Source organism: Paenibacillus sp. FSL W8-0186 (assembly GCF_037969765.1).
In the GTDB taxonomy this organism is placed as follows: Bacteria; Bacillota; Bacilli; order Paenibacillales; family Paenibacillaceae; genus Fontibacillus; species Fontibacillus woosongensis.
Map to the genome: position 1 here is coordinate 3,952,480 of NZ_CP150207.1, position 18,501 is coordinate 3,970,980.

Here is an 18,501-nt window from a genome sequence, read left to right on the forward strand (position 1 = left end):
CAGATCTACAACTAGATCTATAAACAAGACAAGTATCCAATCCGATCAAACTGCAAACATCTAGTGTTAGATCAAACTACAAGATCAGTCAAATCAAGTTGTAAATATAGATCTAAGATGAATTCGACTGAAAATTTGGGATGCAGTCAAGGAAACACATCCCATGAACCTGTATCATCCAAGGAATTTAGGAGGTACAGCTTCGTAGGAACAGTTTACGTACTTACTCACAACATTTTTATCATTCAACTTAATAATAAATGGATTTATAGCCGTTAGTTTCTACGGTAAGAAAGGGAACATAAATTTAAATGGATTTAGTTATAAGAAGGAACATCGCCAATGATCGGACTAGATCCTTGATCTTAGGTGTATAAATCCATCTAATTCCCTAAAACAATGGTTTAGAGCCTAATTAGATACCTTCATTCCATTTAATACAGCACAGTTTGGTTGGTATATGCATATAAACATACAAGCTAAATCAAAACGTATTGTACGTACAAGTTATAGGCTAGAGCCCTGGGAAACGGACCCTAGCTTTGCAATTCCACTTCTTGATTCGCCTGTTCTCTGTTATGCACGGATTCCCGCTCTACGATCTCCGGTTTAAAGACCGTGTCTTCAACCACCAGTCCCTGCTCAATCATCCCGATGAGCTGCCGGGCTGCCAGCTCGCCCATCTCCGTTTTCGGATGCGTCAGCGTCGTCAGCTTCGTCCCGGAAGCGAGCGCAAGAGATGAATCGTCAAAACCGACGACCGAAACGTCCTCCGGAACACGCAGGCTGCACTGTTGAATAGCCTCCATCAGAACGACCGCCAATTGATCGTTGTAGCACACAAAGGCGGTCGGCCGGCCTTCCTCATCCTGCTGTAGCAGCTGCACCGCTTGAGTGTACGGGACTCCGTCCTTCTCCTCCGTCGTGTAAGTTACTACTCGTTGGGGAGATACACTGATCCCGAACTCCCGATGCGCCGCGAGAAAACCTTTAAGGCGATTAACCCCTTGCAGGTCATCCCGTTTAAAGAACCCGACGATAGAGGTGTGTCCCTTCTCCAGCAGATGTCGTGCAGCCAAATAGCCGCCAAGCTCGTCATCCACCTTCAGGCAAGGACATTCCAGCTCGCGATACTTCTCATTGATCATCAGGTACGGAATGCCCTTCTCCTGCAGCGACAGAAAGTAGCTTAAGTTTGGATTGCCTTCCGCGCTCTTGGTGGGCTCGATGATGAGCCCGCTCAGCGGCTGGCTGGTCATCAGCTGCAGGCTTTCCATTTCCTTCTCTTTATTGTTATCCGTGCTCGATAGAAGAAGCCGGTATCCTTTGCTTCGCAGCTCCGCCTCGGCGCCGCGGACGATATGCGGAAAGATATAGTCCGAAATGTATGTCGTGATGATCCCAATCGTCTTGACCTGCTCACCCTCTCGGCGCAATGGGTTTCTCGCGAAGGTGCCTTTGCCTTGAATCCGCTCCAGCCACCCTTCCTTCTCCAATTCACCGAACGTCTGGCGCACCGTTTGCCGGCTAATGCCGAACTGTTCAGAAATCTCGTTCTCCGATGGGACCTGTTGTCCGGGCTGCAGCTTTCCCGTTTCAAACCATGACAACAGTTCATTTTTGAGCTGCATATATTTAGGAATCCGCCGATTACTCATCATTCACCTCAGCCAAATGCTCTTATTCTACCCGCTATTGTATCATAGGCCGGGGAACGCGCGGAAACAGGATCTCTCAGGCTTAGACCATTAGCGCAAGCGGTATGCCATGTCGCTCCAGCGAAGCTCGTTCTTGAACCGGCGCAGCGACGTATCCTTGTCAATGATAACAGCCTCGATACCAGCCATTTCCGCCCAATCCGACAGATTCTCGGCCGTAATGTTATAGGACAGCACCGTATGGTGAGCCCCGCCTGCCAAAATCCATGCTTCTGCAGCTTCTCTCAGCGACGGCTGCGGCTTCCAGAGTACGCGGGCAACCGGCAGCTTCGGCATCGGCTTCTCTACCTTTACCCCGTCAACAACGTTAACGATCAGGCGGAAACGGTTGCCCAAGTCTACGAGGGAAGCGTTGACCGCCGGGCCGTCTTGACCATCGAAGACGATGCGCGCCGGATCTTCCTTGCCCCCGATGCCTAGCGGGTGAACCTCGATCGACGGCTTCGTCGCAGCTATCGTCGGGCAAACCTCAAGCATATGTGCGCCAAGGATCATATGCTTGCCCGGCTCGAAATGATACGTGTAGTCCTCCATGAAGGAAGTATTCTTGTTGTCGGCAAGCACTTTGAGCACGCGGGTCAATGCGGCGGTCTTCCAGTCGCCTTCGCCGCCGAAGCCGTAGCCCGCTTCCATCAGACGCTGTACAGCCAGACCCGGGAGCTGCTTCAGACCATGCAAGTCTTCAAATGTCGTAGTGAACGCACCAAAATTACCAGCTTCAAGGAACTGTTTCATCGCGATTTCGAGACGCGCCTGATAAGCGATGGAATCGCGAACCGAACCAGGACTCAGACCTTCTTTGGTAATCGTGTATTTCTCAGCATATTCATCGAGAAGCTGCTTCACTTCTGCATCGCTTACTTCGTTTACCAGCTGTACGAGATCGCCGATACCATACCCGTTCACCGACCAGCCAAGCTGGATTTGCGCTTCAACCTTATCGCCCTCAGTTACCGCTACCTCGCGCATGTTATCTCCAAAGCGCGCTACCTTCAGGCTGCGGCTCTCTGCATACGAAACGGCAGTCCGCATCCAACCGGCGATATCCTGGCGAACCTCGGCGTCCTCCCAATGACCGACAACGATTTTACGGGCAATGCCAAGACGGGCCCCGATATGGCCGTATTCCCGGTCGCCATGCGCAGACTGGTTCAGGTTCATAAAGTCCATATCGATCGTTTCCCAAGGAATGTCGCGGTTAAATTGCGTATGGAAATGAAGCAGCGGTTTCTGCAATTGGGACAAGCCGCGAATCCACATCTTGGCCGGCGAGAACGTGTGCATCCATGTTATGATCCCGGCGCAGGATGAATCGCTGTTCGCTTCGACAATTAATTTATAAATTTCATCTGGTGTGGTTACAATTGGCTTAAATACGATGGATTGTGCAAACGCAGGATCTTTGTCCAGCTGCTCGGCAATGATGCGGGAATGCCCAGCTACCTCTTCCAACGTCTCAGGCCCGTACAAATGCTGACTTCCTGTTACAAACCAAAATGAATACGGTTTCAAATTCATTGCGTTAACGCCTCCCAGAGTGATTGATTTCTTTAAGTAAGAATGGAATAGTTCTGCCAACTTGTATATACAATATTTATATATTTAAATTCTTGATGTTAATTGTACGTACAAGTTCTTACCTAGATTCTATAGCTGCTCCTCTGAAAAGGCAAGTATTTTTTATCCCTATCGGTTCAAATTCCTATGTAATCTTCAATCATTCGTCCAGTAATCGATATCGCTTCGCAATCCCCGCCGCGGCCTAGCCTTAGCTTGTTCCTCCGTCCCTGCAACATTTAACAGCCTCAGGGTGGCTAGATTGGATTTGTCCGGCCAATTCAGATATCCGTCTCTCTCCAGCCGTCCCATAGCTGCCAGGATATCCCGCTCCATTCTGCCAGTTGTACGTTCAAGTTCCTTCATACTCGGAATACGACGGCGCTGTGACCAAAAATTATAAATAATCCGCAACAGCTTGCGTTCCAAATCAGGAAGCATAGTAGCTGCCTCCTTTCGTCATTTGCTGCATAGATGATTGCACGATTGGTTGCGCGGTTGGTTGTACACTCGATCTTGCAGGTTGTTTCATAGATCGCTTCACGGGTTGTTTTATGGATGGTATTATGGATTGTTTTGTAGATTGTTTTATCGATTGTTTCATAGATGGCTTCACAGATTGCTTCACGGGATGAAGTGCGAGAATTTGCTCAGTTCTAAAAGCTCTTGGCGCTCCCGATTGCAGACATGTTGCCCGAACCAGCCCACTGCAAATGGCATGAATGTGAATGGGCCGCTGCGAAATTCTGCCGCTGCGATCCATATATATGATCTCGACCACCTGGTTAATGTATTTTTTCACCAAAATCATCTCCGATAAGAACGTTTGTTTGTATTATATACGAACTTATGTTCTTTAACAAGTAGAAAATAGCGCCTGATTGCCCGGACTTTTCCTTAAGATGGCTTGTTTAGATTTGGTCAGGCAATGTTAAGGAATAGTAAGAGGGTCGGAGGAGAAGCATGGAGTATTAAAGGGAAAATCGATCATGTGAAATGAAAGGAGACTGCATCATGTGGAAGCTTGGCGAAAGATATCGAGGCAAAGGGAAGGGGATTTTGTGGATTATTGTGTTTTGCATACTGATGGGGTGTGCGTATGTCGCGTACATTCTGTTTAGCGTGTATTGGTCATAAAGAAACTTACAGGGAGTCTGCGTCTTGAGACCAATGGGGTTGCTAATCCCCTTGTTCCTCTAGATTAAGGCTTAACCATGGGTAATAATCACTGCGACTCGCCTGCAAGCTGGCAGCCTAGTATGGGAAGGCGTCCGCTAGATGTATTTTCTACATTTACTTTAAGCTAATAAGGGTAAATTTTGCGAAGTAAATGTAATTCCTACATCTAGTTTACGGTATTTTGCCTAACTAGCCTCCATATCTCATTTCTAACTGTAAGAATTGCAGCTAGTTTGTATCGTCAACGATAAACGGTAGTTTTTAAATGTAACAAATACAATTAGTTCGCACTAACTAGCTAGCTAAACAGCGAATGGCTGATAGCAATTAGAGGTAGTGGATAGTAAAGCAGCAAATAGCAAATAGTGGATAGCGAATAACGGAGTAACAATAAAGAAGTATCGAAAAAGCTACGAATAGAGAACCAATAGCAAAATCACAAATCCTACAATGAAGCAGCAATTACGCAGAGGAAACTCCCGGCGCCATGGGAATTTACTTCTGTAATCTGCTGAGGATCGTGCCAAGCGTTCCGATATCAATCAGGTCGGTTGCTTTCCAGTCCGGACTAATTCCAGCGTGCGTAATAAGCCATTCGCGACCACTCTCTTTCCAAGTCTGTTTTGCCCCTGAATCGGCGGGTTCCTGTTGTTGTTTTACCCCTTTCGGCTTCAATCCGAGGAACTGGGCCACGCCGCGCACATGCCCTTGCGCAATTACTTCAATAACCTCCTGCTGCTTCAGCTTGTTCGCATCGTTAACTACATCAACAAACAAATTCTCCGTCAGCACCGCAGGCATTTTGCTCTCTCTAACCATATGGAGGTTCTTCGTTTTCTCCCCCCTGTCGTTGACGCCGTAAGGCTTGAGCTCCGTCATGACGGCGTTATGCAAAACGTCCTGCAAGGACCTAGAAGCCGCGGATGCCGCAGTATAGCAGTACGATTCGAAGCCTCCCGCCCCACCCCCGGCGTTACAGTGAACGGAGATAAGAATATCGGCACTCGCCTGATTGGCTTTGTCGGTGCGTTCTTTTAAAGTCATATCGGCATCCGAACTGCGGGAGAGCAGCACCTTAACACCCTCATATTGCGATTCGAGCCGCCGTTTAATGGCTAGAGATAATTGGAGGGTAATGTCCTTTTCTTTCAATCCATTTCCTGTTGCCCCCGGATCTTTACCTCCGTGGCCTGCGTCAATCCATACCGTTTTCATGATCATCCGCCCCTTTCAATGCTTGCTTCACAAACTGATTGCCGTACACTGCAAACGCCCCGGTAAGAATGCCCTGAATCAGTGAATCCGGTCCCCAGCCGAGCAGCCAAATAGTCAGCAGTACTGATACGACGGTAACAATATAGATGATGCTCCAATCGGGAACCTTGGGCGTCTTTTTGAGGATATAGCCAATCACCCAACACACCGCCACAACTCCGAATAAATACGGATGAATGAGATCAAAAATAGCGTTCCAGTCCATTTCTACCTTCCTTTCCAGCTTATAATATAGTTTATTCCTCCAGGCGGTCCAACCGCTTGTGTGCTTGCTTAGTCGACTCCTCCACCCTTGTCACGCGTTCGGATATTCCATCCAAGCGCTGGCTTTGAATCCGCATATCCACCCTTATGTCATCGACGCCGCGTTTGATATATTCCACGTCCGTCTGCAGGGTCGCTCCTGCCTCCGCGTCTTTCGCTGCATCCTGGCGTATGGTCCGCGTGCGCCCCAACCAGCCTAGCAAAATTCCACTAACGGCTGTCGCAATGGAGATAAGTATCGTAATTTCCATCCTGCTCCCTCCGTTTCAAAAGAAATAGCCCCCGGGAAATCGGGGGCAAAGGAAAAACGCCTTATAGGGCGTAAGAATTTAGTAACTCTTGCACTTGAGCCTGCCACCGAAGCGGCACATCGTTAATAGCTTTTATATTTGCCATGATTAGATCATAGTATATTTTAGCCAACAGTCTCACCCCCTGTAATAATTTCTGCAAGTTCTGCAAGCGCTAGCTGCATTTCGAGTTTATCAGCTTCCTGCGATTCAGCTAGTTCGACGAGAGCCAGTTTAAGCTCGGTGTTCTCTGCCTGGAGACGTTCAAGTTCGGTTGGCTCTTGTGACTGTGGACAAGTAAGCTCCTCGATCTCTTCGGGTGATAAGCCCTCGCTCCACAACGTCGGCTGCTCTGGGTGTGTATAAACAGGGAGTTGCCCGCGCTCTTCTTCGGGTTGAGTGGTCCATTTCGCATACATAGTTTGGTATTCACTCTCTGCCGCAGTTAGAGCATCCTGGTATTTCCGCCATGCTGCTATGTCAAAACGAGGACAGAATAAACCCGGAGGTACCGGGACCCCAACAATGTAACCAACTGGCTGCTGCTGCTCTTCTGACAGCTTGTCTTCAACGCAAGTATTGGTTTCAAGCTGCGTCACCAAATCCTGGTAATAGAAAGGAACGACTCCGTTAAAGGCATCATTCACTAATTCGTCCTCCAGATAAACGCCGTCTGCATTTACTTTAGGTACTGCTTTCACGGTAATTCCTCCTTATTGTTCGGCCACAAATGACATGCTAAGCGTTAAATGTGTACTTTGAGATGGAAAAACAGCTAAGATATCACCATTAGCTTTTACATCAAAATAGGCAATATAGACATTCACCCCAGACATGATTATTGAAGGTATTCTACTTGTTATTTTTGGCCTGTAACCAATCGGAAGCTTAAATACAACAGTTTCTGTCGCCCCACCTGTTACAATACCTTTCACATGGACAATCCCCATACTGTCTTTGAAATATTGAGCCGGAAATACACCGCTGCTCGATAATGTCCACCCATTCAACAACGTCGGCGTAATCCAACCTGGTGCATCCTTCTCCGCTTTCTTCTGCTCAACGACGCTTACCCGATGCAGGGCTTCGGACACGCCTGCGGTCAAGTCGTTAAGTTGAGACTTTTCGTTTGTAGCCAGGCTTCCGCTTATCGGAACAATAGGTGATTTATCGAGTTTGAGATAGGTGACGCTATAAGCTGCTGATTGGTCATAGTCTGCGGTAGGTAAATAGGCTCGTTGTCTACCGTAAGCATTGACACTGTCGACAATACTCCACTTAAAATCCGCCATGGAATTCTTATATACACCTAGAACTACATTATTTTTATACCTTAGCTCTGAGGCAGAGCTTGGAATTTTGGTGCCATCTATTGCAATCCAACACCCTGTTCCATCAAGTTTCGGTTTCACACTCTCCCTTAACACCATCCCCGTACCGAATTCGACCATGTTATCGCCTTCGGCTAGTGCCAAGCAACCCTCTGAAACGACTGGCTCAACGGTTTCTTTGGCAAGGCGGTACAGAAGCTGATAAGGCGTATATCCTTGATCGTTCATCACGGTTGGCAGGGTAGTGGTTCCACTACCCTCGACCAAATTGCCAGCTTTGTCGATTTGACCCCATGCCTTTACTCCAGTTCCCGGGTACGGTAAGCCCCAATTGTCGTTAGCGGCCATACGCCATCCTCTAAAGAACGCCTTAATCTCGTCTGCCGAAGGTGTGTAGTTGTCTCCCCAACCACTATCCGCATTAGAAACATGAAAAAGAAGGTAGTTGCCGCTGTCTGAGCCAACTGCATACGTATCCGCACCAGAAGATTGATCCATACGTACTAACTGATTCCCGTTATATTTTGTCGCGAATGCTGTATACCTTGGCACTGTTTGAGGAGTAGGGCCGATATTCCGTAATCTTATACGTTTATATCCGGTGTATGATATCGGCGCTTCGTAAACCACCTCGGGCAGATCCCCGGTTACTAGAACCTTTTTCCACTTCGCCAGCTTATTATACTGTCCGTTCCGTTCATAAAGTACGTCCGGGTCGCTGCCGTCAAGTGGGTTCGCGTGTATCTCCGTCTGGAAAGTAAGCATGGATTTATGTTGCGGTTTGAACGGTTTCGGATTATTTCCATGGATGAGAACTGGATTTTTAAATAATATTGTCCCTATATCCCCGGAAAAAACGATCCTTATAGTACCCACATTTTGAGGAGCTTGTACGGTCAATGTCCTTGCGGTTGTCCCGTTCACTCCGTAGCCAGAAACTGCGTTGCCGCTACTGTCATAGAATTGAATACTGACAGTAGCCTGTACGGATGAATCACTCTCCCAATATAAAGAGTAATAATCTCCAGGAATAGCTGCTATGTCTTTGTAAATATTTTGCCCGGCGGCTGTCCTGATTAAAGTTGCAGCGTATGGCCCATCCACTGTAACAGTGTAGGATGTTCCCCAAGTCCACTCATAAAACGGTGGCAGCAAATTACCAGACGTAGCAATCGCATAGGGATTTTCCACGCCTACAATACCGGAAGAAACGAACGGGTATTTATCAGCAATTTCCTCACTGGTCATCCCATCTAGTGCCGCGTACTCGGCCTCCGAAAGCTTATAAATGCTCACCTCGTCGATGTTACAACCTTCGGCTCCAGTTCCTGTAAAGTTTTCATTTCCATTTTGATCAACAAGAGCAATTCTCGGAACTACATAACGAGCGCCAGGAGGAACTTTTGCCTTAACATACCCATATGTAAACTTCGAAGGGTTTCCATAAATAACGCTTCCTCCAATTAGTCCGCTTACATTATCGGTACCTGTCTCGTTCCAAAAAAATAAGGTCATGTGTGCACCAGCAGATTGTGGCTTTATCCATGCTCCAAAAAGGATATATTCTCCTTCTGAAACCCTGTAGCAGTCTTCTACTACACTTCCTGCGAATCTATAATAATGAGTAGTATCAGTCGAAGTATCCGCCACAACCTTTAAAGAAGCACTCCCAGACTTTTTGACTGTTGTGTCTATACTCGCGGTTACTCTATTATAAAAATATCGAGGATTTAGACTTTCACATCCTCCCCAGCTACCGAGTATATTAATCAGCGTTCGTCCCCGTACTTCGCCAAGCTTAAAGCGTGCGTCGCGCTTAGCGTTGATCGTTTGTAATCCTGGTTGCAGTGTAACAAACTCGGTGCTGGATCTATTTAGACGATTTTGGACATTACCAACGGCCTCGTCAATCTTATCCCAGTTCTCATTCAGCATCGTCTCAATATTAAAATACTCATTCCCATCGGCTACCGGATCCTTCTTCAACAAGTTCAAGTGTTCTGTGTTACTTGCCAACTGAACCACCTCCTGCAAATTTTGATAGCGGCACCTGCTCCAATTCGCCAAGCGTTATGACGGCATGGATGTCTTGAATCAGCAAATAGCTGAATTCGTACTCGACCGCCAGATGAGCCGGTTTAAGTTCTTCGATAACAGCTTTGAGATCATCCAGATTCGGTGGAACGCCGATTGTATCAATAAACTTCACCGTGATGCTCCATTCATCCGGCTGAAAGGATACATCGACCGTACCGCCGTCGTATGCTTCGGCGACATTTTTGACCAGCCGTCCCGTAAATTGCCCAGCGCCTCGCAGCTTTGACTCCACGACGGCGCGCCGCTGTGCCAGTGGCTTGGCCAGGTCTGTTTCAATCCCCAGTTCCTGCTCCCAGCGGTTCAGCCCCCAGGTGGCCGTCTTGACGAAAAATTGCTCCAATGTCTCATCGAGCGCCTGGTACAGCAGATCCAATTCTGCACCTTTTGCATTCATATCCCCTCGTATGACGCGGGAGGTTTCATAATAACCCGGTAGGTACGAAAATAGCTCGCGCCCTCTCGGGCTTGTCATTATTTGAGCATTCATAGACGACCACCATTTCCAGTACTCATTATCGTTTTATAATTCATAATTTCAACACCATCCTCAGCAACATTCGCCGACTCGTGCTTGCATCAGCCCACGAACACTCCATCACCACATTACGCATTCACTACCACCGTCCCCAACACGGCGACCTGACCGGGCTGAATCTGAATGTTCGTATCCGCGTTACCATTCACCGTTAGATCGGAGTAATCAATAATCGGTGGAATATCCAGCAGAACTGAGGCAATACGCGTTACCCGCACGAGCGGATCGGCAAAAGCCAGCTGCTTCAAATATGCCTGCACTCCCTTTTCGATCAGTGCCTTTACTTCGGCCAAGGTAGCGCCATCCGCCAAGGTCAGCTTAACGCTGATATGAATCGGCACTTCCTCAGCCGCCATCACGGTCACAACCGGTCCGGCCGGGGCCATGCCTTCCCCTTGCCCGTCCTGTGTCGGGTCGATATACTGCTGGGCAGCCGCAACGATATCCTCGTTGGCCGCGCGTTTGTCCGCATCAAGCAAATAAATGCCGACCGTTCCCGCTCCGTTCCATAACGGATGAACCTGTACGCCGCCAACGCCCGGCACCTCTCCGGCCCATTTCATATATTGGGCTTTGTTCCCGCTTGTCCCCTGGCTTCGCACCTGATTCAAAAAACGCTCCAGCAGCGACTCATCCGATTCTACATCCGTGCCGCCCCGCGTCTCCTCAGGGTTCGTCACGGCCACAATCCCGTTCACCGAGGCAGACATTACGCTAATCACACCCGCAGGAACCGTGCCATTGCGGCCTGGTTCTACGGCACGAACGCCTACTAATGCCACACCTGTGTCATCCAGCGTCACGGCTGCCGTCGTCGCGTATTCAATAGAAGCTTCCCCCGTAATTTCGTCGGCCGGAGTAGCTACCAGCGTGCCCGCAGGCACCGTTATGCCTGGCGTTCCGGTAAACCGAACCTGTCCGGTAGCCGCCGTCGCTGCACGCCGCGCAACGCCATGCTCTGCCGCTCGCATATCCAGGTATGGCCCATAGGACGAGCTGGCAAAGCCCCATTCCAGCACCTGCCTGGCCCAAAGCGCGGCCTCCGACAGCATAAAAGCCACAGGAGCCTGCGCATCCCAAATAAACGAGCCCTCTGATTTGTCGATATCATCAGGCACCCGGCTTAGCATTCGCTGCATAATCTGTTCTTCCGTCTGTTCTTGCAAATATACTGGCAATCCTGCCATTACACGGTCACACTCCCTTCCAAGACCGCAGTCTCATCTCTTACATTCATCACGCGGCAGGAGAACGAGCAGGCATCCCCAGACCAGCGAAAAGAAAACTGATCCACCCGCGCCGTACGCGGATCTATCATCAATGCCTCCGTTGTCATGCGCTGAATTTCCGATTCCAGCGCCCCGCGGCTCATCCCCCGGCCGATCAGGCCTTCGTATTCCTGCCCGTAATCGCGGGAATAAATCAAGTGATGATACCTTGCCGTTCGCACGGCTTTTTCACACCACATCATCCAGGCTGCGGTCTCGTTGGCGGACACTATTTTTCGCGTAGGGGTCATCCGGAACTCGCCTGCCTCAAAATCAAACAGCCAGCTCCGCCCAAACATTCCCCCAGTTCCCGCACTCTGCTCCTCCAGTACGTTCAGTTCATCTGACCCAGCCGCGCCCGAGCCAGCGTCCCATTCCTGCTCCGCTGGAAATAAATTAGCCATCTTGGCTCACCACCCTGCATAGGACGACCACCTCATGGCCGCCATTCAAATTAACGGCAACGACGCGATCCCCCGGCTGAAGACCGTCGGCCAGATTAACGCGAACGTCCTTGATCTCGGCCGCCTCAAATTCAAAACGCGTTCGCGGACCCGGTACTCCAAGCGGGTATCCCTCCTGATCGACGGGCGACATCATCGTTCCTACCATATGAAAAGCCGGAATTTCCAAAGTGACCGGAAAATCCGCAACCCAATAATTTTTAATTTCGTGTTTGAAATGATCCAGCTTCAGCCCCGATGCCGTTATCGTTCCGAGCTCCGAGGACATGCCGGACAGCATATCTTTGGCATACCCCGCCATCTGCTCCCGGAAAACGGCTGCCAATGATTTATAAGGATCAGCCATGGTTGAGATAATACCTCCTTTTCACGTAGTCGTAGGACCCCAGCTCCAGCGACATCCGTCCCGGATCGCCCAGCTCATGCGATATGGACATGACGATCAGCTCCAGGCCGTTTAGCTCCACCTTATCACCAGCCCGCAGCGTGTTAATGTCGAGCCCGTTTACGGTGAAGGTCTCCTGAAGGCCGGTCAGCATGCTTTTGGCCAATTTTTTGGCCTCCGCCGGCGTCTTTACATCCTCGTCCTGAACAATCCGCTGCAAAGTCCCGAATTTACTGACTTCTCCCGTCTCTACCGCCAAAAATTGCGATGGGGGATCGGCTTTGTTCATATCGCTGCCGGTTCTCGGACTCGCTGGTTTGCTGCTATCGGTGCTGCCAATCACTTTGACCTTAGTAACCGTTCCCTCCAAGGTCCGATGCTGGTCGATGCCCTCCAGAGCTTCAAGCTTCCATACGGTTTTGTTGCTGCCGATTTTGAACAGTTCGAGACCCGCAGGCGTCATCCGCGGCATGTAAGCATCCCCGCCAAGCTTTACGGTCTCCCTTAAGTCCGTTACGATCATGTTATAGATCGGTTGGGAGCGGTATGTCGCCTTGCTTAACGCCTTCCCTGTATCCGGAATGGATGCAAGCTTGATTTGCCAATCCTGTGCGTATTTCTTGAGCCTCTGGCTTGCTGTTCCTCCCGAAGAGAACAAGTACTCATCCTCCGATTTCGCGAGGTAAATGGTCCGGTCATACACCACAAGGCTGAGGCTTTTGCTGCCGCGATTGCTGCTGATGCATTCCCACACCACGCCGGGATTCAGCAGATAGACCATTTCCTTGCCTCCAAAGGGCACGCCGCTTACGCGAATCGTCTGCCCCGGAGCAATGGCCAGTCCAGATTCAGGCAACCGCAGATTGATGCGTGCCTCATACGAAATTTGATCCAGCGAATCGGTTAAGGAGACACTCTCGATCAACTCCCGCAAATAATGCTTATCCTCCAGAACCACCTCATAACTCATCACGGCATCACCAGCTTCTGCCCTGGTTTGATCAAATTGGGATTAGGGCCGATCACTTTTTTGTTCAAATTGTAAATGGCCGACCATTTTGAGCTGTCACCGAGCTCCAGCTTGGCAATTTTGGAGAGGCTGTCGCCGGACTTGACGGTGTAGGCTTTTGGTGTTTTTTTCAAATCAGGACGATTCGATCCACCACCGCTATCCCCACTGCTTGCAGCACTCCCTGCCTTCGAATGAACCTTTGGCTGCCTCCACATCCGGGCCGTCAGGTCGAAGTAAATGTCGTCGGGCTCCCCGCCCTTAAACGTAGTGTCATGTACCGTGATAAAGACGAGCAAGTTCACCAAATTCTCAATGATCAGTCGAACGGGGCGCTTGCTGTTCATCATCTCCGTCAGCAGGTGCATGGCTTCCTTTGGCGCAGGCTGCATCTCGTGATCTCCCCACCGTGCGGGAAAAAAAGAAGAGAAGGTGATTTCCCTCACCCTCTCTGCCGTTGCCATATCAAATTCCCCGTAAGATAGCATATTCAAGGTCTCGTAGCCTTTGCCCCGAGTGATCCTCACCTCTTCCGGGTTGACGGGGAACACGAAATCTGTGCCTGCGGCTTCATCTATTAACCTAATTTCCACTCTTTGCTCCCCCCTTATTTGGTCATATTTATAAGTACTCTGCTTATATTATGAGTCACATGCCAGCCAACCTGCTTGGAAATACTATCAATATCGATTTCCTGTTGCTGCTGATGAATTTGAACCATCCCTGGAGGCATATTTACTATAATCTCAGGGGCTGACTGAGGTGCAGCCGCCTGGGGAACAGGGGCAATTGGAGCAGGGAGCGGTCCATTTAATGATTTGAAATACTCAGCTGCACTCAAAATCTCTTCATCCGTTAACGGGGTCCCAGAAGGCTTATTGCCATTACCGAAAATAATCTCGTGCTTGAGTTGTTCTACATCGGTAGTTGAGTGCGATTTCCTTCCGCCACCACTTAAGTAGGCATCAGCTATAGTCGTTCCCGGAGGGTAAGGTGGGTCATGGAATGTACGTTTTCCTTTTTCACTAAATAAGTCATATATACCTACCCCGATTTTTTCACCAATCATATCACTTACTGTATTTCCAACTACTGTTGCTATATAATTTTTAGTAAAGAATCCAGTTACTGCCGTTCCAATCAAGCCGCCCACAAAACCCCCTATTTTCCCTGCTCTCTCCCTATCAGTCTTGGCAGTAAATATCTCATAGACTGATTGGATTTGTGAAATACCCGGTATTTTTATTATCTTTTTACCCTTGCCTATAAACTCCGTTACCTTCTTCACCCATGGTTTATCCATAAAGCCCTTTACTTTACTGTTATTCCATAAGTCTTTGGCCTTGGGAATCCACTCGTTCTTTACCTTGCTATTGTCCCACGCTTGTTTTACTTTGCTATTCTGCCAGGAATCCTTGATCTTCGGAAGCCATTTATTACTCCACTGATCTTTAAGCTCCTTTTGCACTCCGTCAGCTATATCAGATTTTATTGACTCTATTAATTTGTTTCCGAATTCCTTCAAAGCATTCCCGGCAGCGGAAATCATCGTATCCCACGGAATATTCGAGAACTTTTCAACAATACGTTGAGGATCAATGAGCTCCAGGAATGCCTCAAAAAATACCTGACCGAGCGTCTTGCCCGCTCCTTCGCATAGCGGCTCGCTCTCTTGCGGGCTGCGTCCCGAGGATTCTTCGCATTTGCACTCTCCTGCCGCCTCAGCCGGACATTCAACAACTTCCAGCGCGTCAAAAATACACTCTAAAGCTTCCTGGAAGGTCACCGAAATCCGCTGCAATAAACTTTCTCCTTCAGCACAGATCTGTTCAGCTATAGAGCCGCCAATCGCAGCTCCAAAGCCTCCTGCATCCACCTCGACCCGCAACCGTGTACGGCTCAGTTCCTCCAGCGCGCCCCTGATCTCGGCGATCTTCGGCGTCGCCAGGTCGATCAGTTCGGCCACCGGACGGGCCGCGGCCTGATTGAGCCGCTTCATCGTTGCGCTCAGCCGGATGGCCGTTTCCGTGAAACGGTCCTCCAACGTAATGCTTGGCCGCATTCTCGTGTTACCAAGTGCGAGGGCGCGCCGCCGGGTTTGCAGCAGCATGCGATCCAGGCTTCGCAGCTTCCTCTCCGCAATATCGATATCCCGTGAATCGATAATGATGTCCATTGAACGCAGTTCATGATTCGCCACGTTTTACCTCCTTTCGGCCGTAATTCAGCCATACAGGCTCATCCGGGCTGCTTCCGCCCGGAGCCGGACGGCGAGGCTGAAGATGACATCATCTCCAGCTCCATCTCCGTAAAAGCCCGCAGCAGCATGCGCTCTCCCTTCGGGAGAGACCAGAACTCTCCGGGGCGCAGACTATGCCTGCTCCACATATGGAACAAGAGCGTCGTCATGCCGCCGGAGTTCGCTAGTTTTTTAGGTCGGCAATGTCCACCCCGAAGCCGGACAGCTCCAGCACCTTATCGCCTACAGCATCAAGCTCCCCGGCGAGAAGCATGCGGCGCACTGCTTCATCTCCGCCCGACAGCCGGAGCCGGCTCGTAATGCGCTCGTCGCCCCAGCCGCTCAGCTTCACGCTTTGCTCCTGGCCGTCGGCCAGCTTGCGCACGACTTCCAGAGCAGAGGTCGCCTCCTTAATCAGCGTCGCATTAAACAGCTCGCTGTCGATCTTTTCCGAGACGTGGCCTTTCGTCGTTTTGCGGACCGTGCAGCGCTCGCGGATTGAATCGACCTTGCTGGAGGTCAGTCCGCGCAGCGTTACGCGCAGGCTTAGCCGGGAAATAAAAACGGTCTCTTCCGGCAGATTCGCTGCCGTCTCGAAGAGACCGTCGAGAATATCCTGTTCGTTCCACTCTTTTCCATCGCTCATGTTCGTTTTCTCCTTTCAATTTCGGGAAAGATTAAGGTCCTGTGATCGGATCAAGCAGATCATAGCCTTCGAAGGTGAACGGCGTTTCTTCTACAACCTCTTCCCCCGCCGTCCAATTAGCCAGCTGGATTCTATCGACCATGCAGTTCTTCAGCTCAATGCGTTCAAAGCCGTACGCCTCTGGGTCATCCAGCTTCTGAATAATATTGAACTTCTGAAATCCCCTCTGGATCATGTCGGAGGTCACTTTGTAGCCGCTCATCGTACCGGTGCCTTTTTTGCGACCCAGCTTGAAAACGGTATATTCCGTACCCACCAGATTGAGTTCTCTTTTATCCGCCTCTACGTTGGCCTCCAAGTGATTCAGGTTCGACTGCCATACGCCATCGATAAAAATCTGCCCGAACGTCCCCATAATGACGCGGCTTGGATCGAGATATTGTGCCATCTTATGAATTCCCCCTCAAAATTATTGCACGTAGAACGTGCCGAAAATTTGTTCCATCACATCAGTGTCGTCCGCCTGCCAGGTCAGGAATACCTGATCATCCTCTGGCCGCATGACTGCGCCGTCCCCGTAAAATCTCGGATCCAGCGTCACGTCGTAGCCGGTAGCCTCGATGACCCCCTCCGCAGCCAAAGACTGCAAATACTGCCTGCCTGCGCTAATCAGCGCCTGACGGCCTTCCTCAGTATTGTTGACCTTGCCGATGTAATGATCCTCCGCCTGACGCTGCAGATCAGCATTAATCTGGTCAATAACGCGGATTTTGCGGATTTTCTTCCAGCCCTTGTTCTGGCCCTGCTGCAAGGTAATCAAGCTGTTCACCCCGCGCAGCACCTTGACCCGGCGGCCGTCATGCACTAGCAGGAATACGCCGTTGTGTACCGCCTGCTCCTGTTCCGAGCGCGTCCAGCGGCGGGTCACGTCCTCAAATGGCGACGCGGCATACGTCGTGGACTCTCTTAATGCCTGTCCAGCAATCAATCCGGCGACCCAGGAAGCGACCTGTGCGGAGGAATACGATTTTCCGTTCAATACAGCCCCCGTCCCTACGTTGATGACTCCTTCAAAATCCGCTGCAACACTGCGAGCAATTGCTTTATTCACGGCATCTGCTCCCGTATCCTCTGCGAATGTTCCGCCGAGCGCGGCCATAATGCCTTTGCCCTCGCTGCGCACCCGTTTGATCCAGGCGACAAGGCTTGTGCGCAGCGCCGCGTCCGTAACCCCGTCGAGCGTTAACACATGGAAATCCTGCGTCTCAAAAGCTTCCGTAGCCGCGATATAATCCGCGTTCGTAATCCCTGAAATTCCGCTGGCTCCCCCTTCAAAAGTCACGCCGGACACGTTGGCGAGCTCGCCGTCAGACAGCTTCTCCGCCACGATCCACTTATTCCCCGCATCCTCATTGATTGCAGCAACAGCAGCATCCACATCGCCATTGCCCAGCGTGATCGTGCGGAGCAGCGCGTTGCCTTCATAGAGCTTGAGCTCCTTTACGTCCGGCACGGCCAGGTTCGGTTGAATTGTCACCTTAAAAGCATTGCCGCGTTGGCCGCTGTATTTGGCGCTTAGCTTCAATACCTCTTCAGGACTCGCTTCACCGTTCTTCAGCACAAGCTCGGCCGGCGCAGCAGAGCTGTCCGCAATCCGGTAGGCCAGCAGCTTCTTTGCGCCGCCAAGCAAGGAAAAGTACAGCGTCGTATAGGCCGTTGCCCCGCCGGATTCGTCGGTTGAAAACAGCTCTTTGATGGCATTCTCGCTCGTTACCTCCACAAATTGGCCGATCGGCCCCCAATGCGCCTTGACCGGAGCGACCACCACGCCGCGCGCGCCCGGCGCAATCGCTGACCCCGCCGCACTTACAAAGTTCATGAACAGCCCCGGCAATACCGGCTGACTCGTCAAATTCCAATTTCCTGCTGCCATATTTACTTCACCTTCCTATTCAAAAATAGTTGTACCTGCTTCTTTGCTTCCTGAACTGTCAAGCTGCCGCCAGGCAGCGAATGATATGCACCCGCCAATACCTCCGGCTTAACGCCCATCAACGCTTCCGACTGCTGCATAATTTCATCAAGCGGATACATTGGCTCGGCAGCCTCAGATGCATTGACAGCTTTCGCAGCTTTGGTTACCTTACTCGCATGAGCTGCCTCGGCTGCTTGAACCGCTTGCGTGGCTTTAGCTGCTTCGGCTACCGTTTGAGCTGCTTTCTTTTTTTGTGCCATTGCTTTTCA

At 50.3% G+C, this 18,501-nt stretch carries 20 protein-coding genes; all 20 read right to left on the reverse strand.

Annotated elements, in window-relative coordinates; genetic code table 11:
- Positions 1–536 precede the first annotated feature (536 nt).
- Positions 537–1,661, reverse strand: coding sequence for a GntR family transcriptional regulator (locus MKX50_RS17750; RefSeq protein ID WP_155610581.1), 1,125 nt, complete (start codon positions 1,659–1,661; stop codon positions 537–539).
- 87 nt (positions 1,662–1,748) lie between these two features.
- A complete protein-coding gene (gene araA / locus MKX50_RS17755) occupies positions 1,749–3,236 on the reverse strand; it encodes an L-arabinose isomerase (RefSeq protein ID WP_213589884.1) in 1,488 nt (495 codons plus the stop codon).
- A gap of 195 nt (positions 3,237–3,431) precedes the next feature.
- Complete coding sequence (locus MKX50_RS17760) at positions 3,432–3,716, reverse strand: hypothetical protein (protein WP_213589883.1); 285 nt, start codon at positions 3,714–3,716, stop codon at positions 3,432–3,434.
- A 1,233-nt stretch (positions 3,717–4,949) separates the two neighbouring features.
- The gene (locus MKX50_RS17765) at positions 4,950–5,669 is read right to left on the reverse strand and encodes an N-acetylmuramoyl-L-alanine amidase (RefSeq protein WP_213589882.1); all 720 of its coding nucleotides are present in this window, start codon (positions 5,667–5,669) and stop codon (positions 4,950–4,952) included.
- Positions 5,650–5,934 (reverse strand): phage holin family protein, encoded by a 285-nt coding sequence (locus MKX50_RS17770; RefSeq protein WP_213589881.1) that lies wholly within the window; start codon positions 5,932–5,934, stop codon positions 5,650–5,652. The genes MKX50_RS17765 and MKX50_RS17770 overlap by 20 nt, the downstream gene beginning before the upstream one ends.
- Before the next feature lie 31 nt (positions 5,935–5,965).
- Entirely contained in the window at positions 5,966–6,244 is a 279-nt protein-coding gene (locus tag MKX50_RS17775; RefSeq protein WP_213589880.1) for a hypothetical protein, read from the reverse strand.
- Positions 6,245–6,408: 164 nt separating this feature from the next.
- A complete protein-coding gene (locus tag MKX50_RS17780; RefSeq protein ID WP_213589879.1) occupies positions 6,409–6,984 on the reverse strand; it encodes a hypothetical protein in 576 nt (191 codons plus the stop codon).
- Positions 6,985–6,996: 12 nt separating this feature from the next.
- On the reverse strand, positions 6,997–9,630 hold the full coding sequence (locus MKX50_RS17785; RefSeq protein WP_339157476.1) for a hypothetical protein: 2,634 nt from the start codon (positions 9,628–9,630) through the stop codon (positions 6,997–6,999).
- The gene (locus MKX50_RS17790; protein WP_213589877.1) at positions 9,620–10,198 is read right to left on the reverse strand and encodes a YmfQ family protein; all 579 of its coding nucleotides are present in this window, start codon (positions 10,196–10,198) and stop codon (positions 9,620–9,622) included. The genes MKX50_RS17785 and MKX50_RS17790 overlap by 11 nt, the downstream gene beginning before the upstream one ends.
- A 116-nt stretch (positions 10,199–10,314) precedes the next feature.
- Complete coding sequence (locus MKX50_RS17795; protein ID WP_213589876.1) at positions 10,315–11,433, reverse strand: baseplate J/gp47 family protein; 1,119 nt, start codon at positions 11,431–11,433, stop codon at positions 10,315–10,317.
- Positions 11,433–11,918: a DUF2634 domain-containing protein gene (locus MKX50_RS17800; RefSeq protein ID WP_213589875.1), complete on the reverse strand. Its 486-nt coding sequence runs from the start codon at positions 11,916–11,918 to the stop codon at positions 11,433–11,435. Before MKX50_RS17800 ends, MKX50_RS17795 begins: the two co-directional genes overlap by 1 nt.
- Positions 11,911–12,324 (reverse strand): hypothetical protein, encoded by a 414-nt coding sequence (locus MKX50_RS17805; RefSeq protein WP_339157477.1) that lies wholly within the window; start codon positions 12,322–12,324, stop codon positions 11,911–11,913. The genes MKX50_RS17800 and MKX50_RS17805 overlap by 8 nt, the downstream gene beginning before the upstream one ends.
- On the reverse strand, positions 12,317–13,333 hold the full coding sequence (locus MKX50_RS17810) for a phage portal protein (RefSeq protein ID WP_339157478.1): 1,017 nt from the start codon (positions 13,331–13,333) through the stop codon (positions 12,317–12,319). Before MKX50_RS17810 ends, MKX50_RS17805 begins: the two co-directional genes overlap by 8 nt.
- On the reverse strand, positions 13,333–13,965 hold the full coding sequence (locus MKX50_RS17815) for a LysM peptidoglycan-binding domain-containing protein (protein WP_339157479.1): 633 nt from the start codon (positions 13,963–13,965) through the stop codon (positions 13,333–13,335). Before MKX50_RS17815 ends, MKX50_RS17810 begins: the two co-directional genes overlap by 1 nt.
- Positions 13,966–13,979: 14 nt before the next feature.
- Positions 13,980–15,548, reverse strand: coding sequence for a hypothetical protein (locus MKX50_RS17820; protein WP_339157480.1), 1,569 nt, complete (start codon positions 15,546–15,548; stop codon positions 13,980–13,982).
- Positions 15,549–15,610: 62 nt separating this feature from the next.
- Complete coding sequence (locus MKX50_RS17825) at positions 15,611–15,781, reverse strand: hypothetical protein (protein ID WP_187386514.1); 171 nt, start codon at positions 15,779–15,781, stop codon at positions 15,611–15,613.
- A 14-nt stretch (positions 15,782–15,795) separates the two neighbouring features.
- Positions 15,796–16,257, reverse strand: a complete 462-nt coding sequence (locus tag MKX50_RS17830) for a hypothetical protein (protein WP_213589866.1) — start codon at positions 16,255–16,257, stop codon at positions 15,796–15,798.
- 31 nt (positions 16,258–16,288) lie between these two features.
- Positions 16,289–16,705, reverse strand: a complete 417-nt coding sequence (locus MKX50_RS17835) for a phage tail tube protein (protein ID WP_155610595.1) — start codon at positions 16,703–16,705, stop codon at positions 16,289–16,291.
- Between the two features lie 21 nt (positions 16,706–16,726).
- Complete coding sequence (locus tag MKX50_RS17840) at positions 16,727–18,190, reverse strand: phage tail sheath family protein (RefSeq protein WP_339157481.1); 1,464 nt, start codon at positions 18,188–18,190, stop codon at positions 16,727–16,729.
- 2 nt (positions 18,191–18,192) lie between these two features.
- Positions 18,193–18,492, reverse strand: coding sequence for a hypothetical protein (locus tag MKX50_RS17845; RefSeq protein WP_339157482.1), 300 nt, complete (start codon positions 18,490–18,492; stop codon positions 18,193–18,195).
- Between the last annotated feature and the right edge of the window lie 9 nt (positions 18,493–18,501).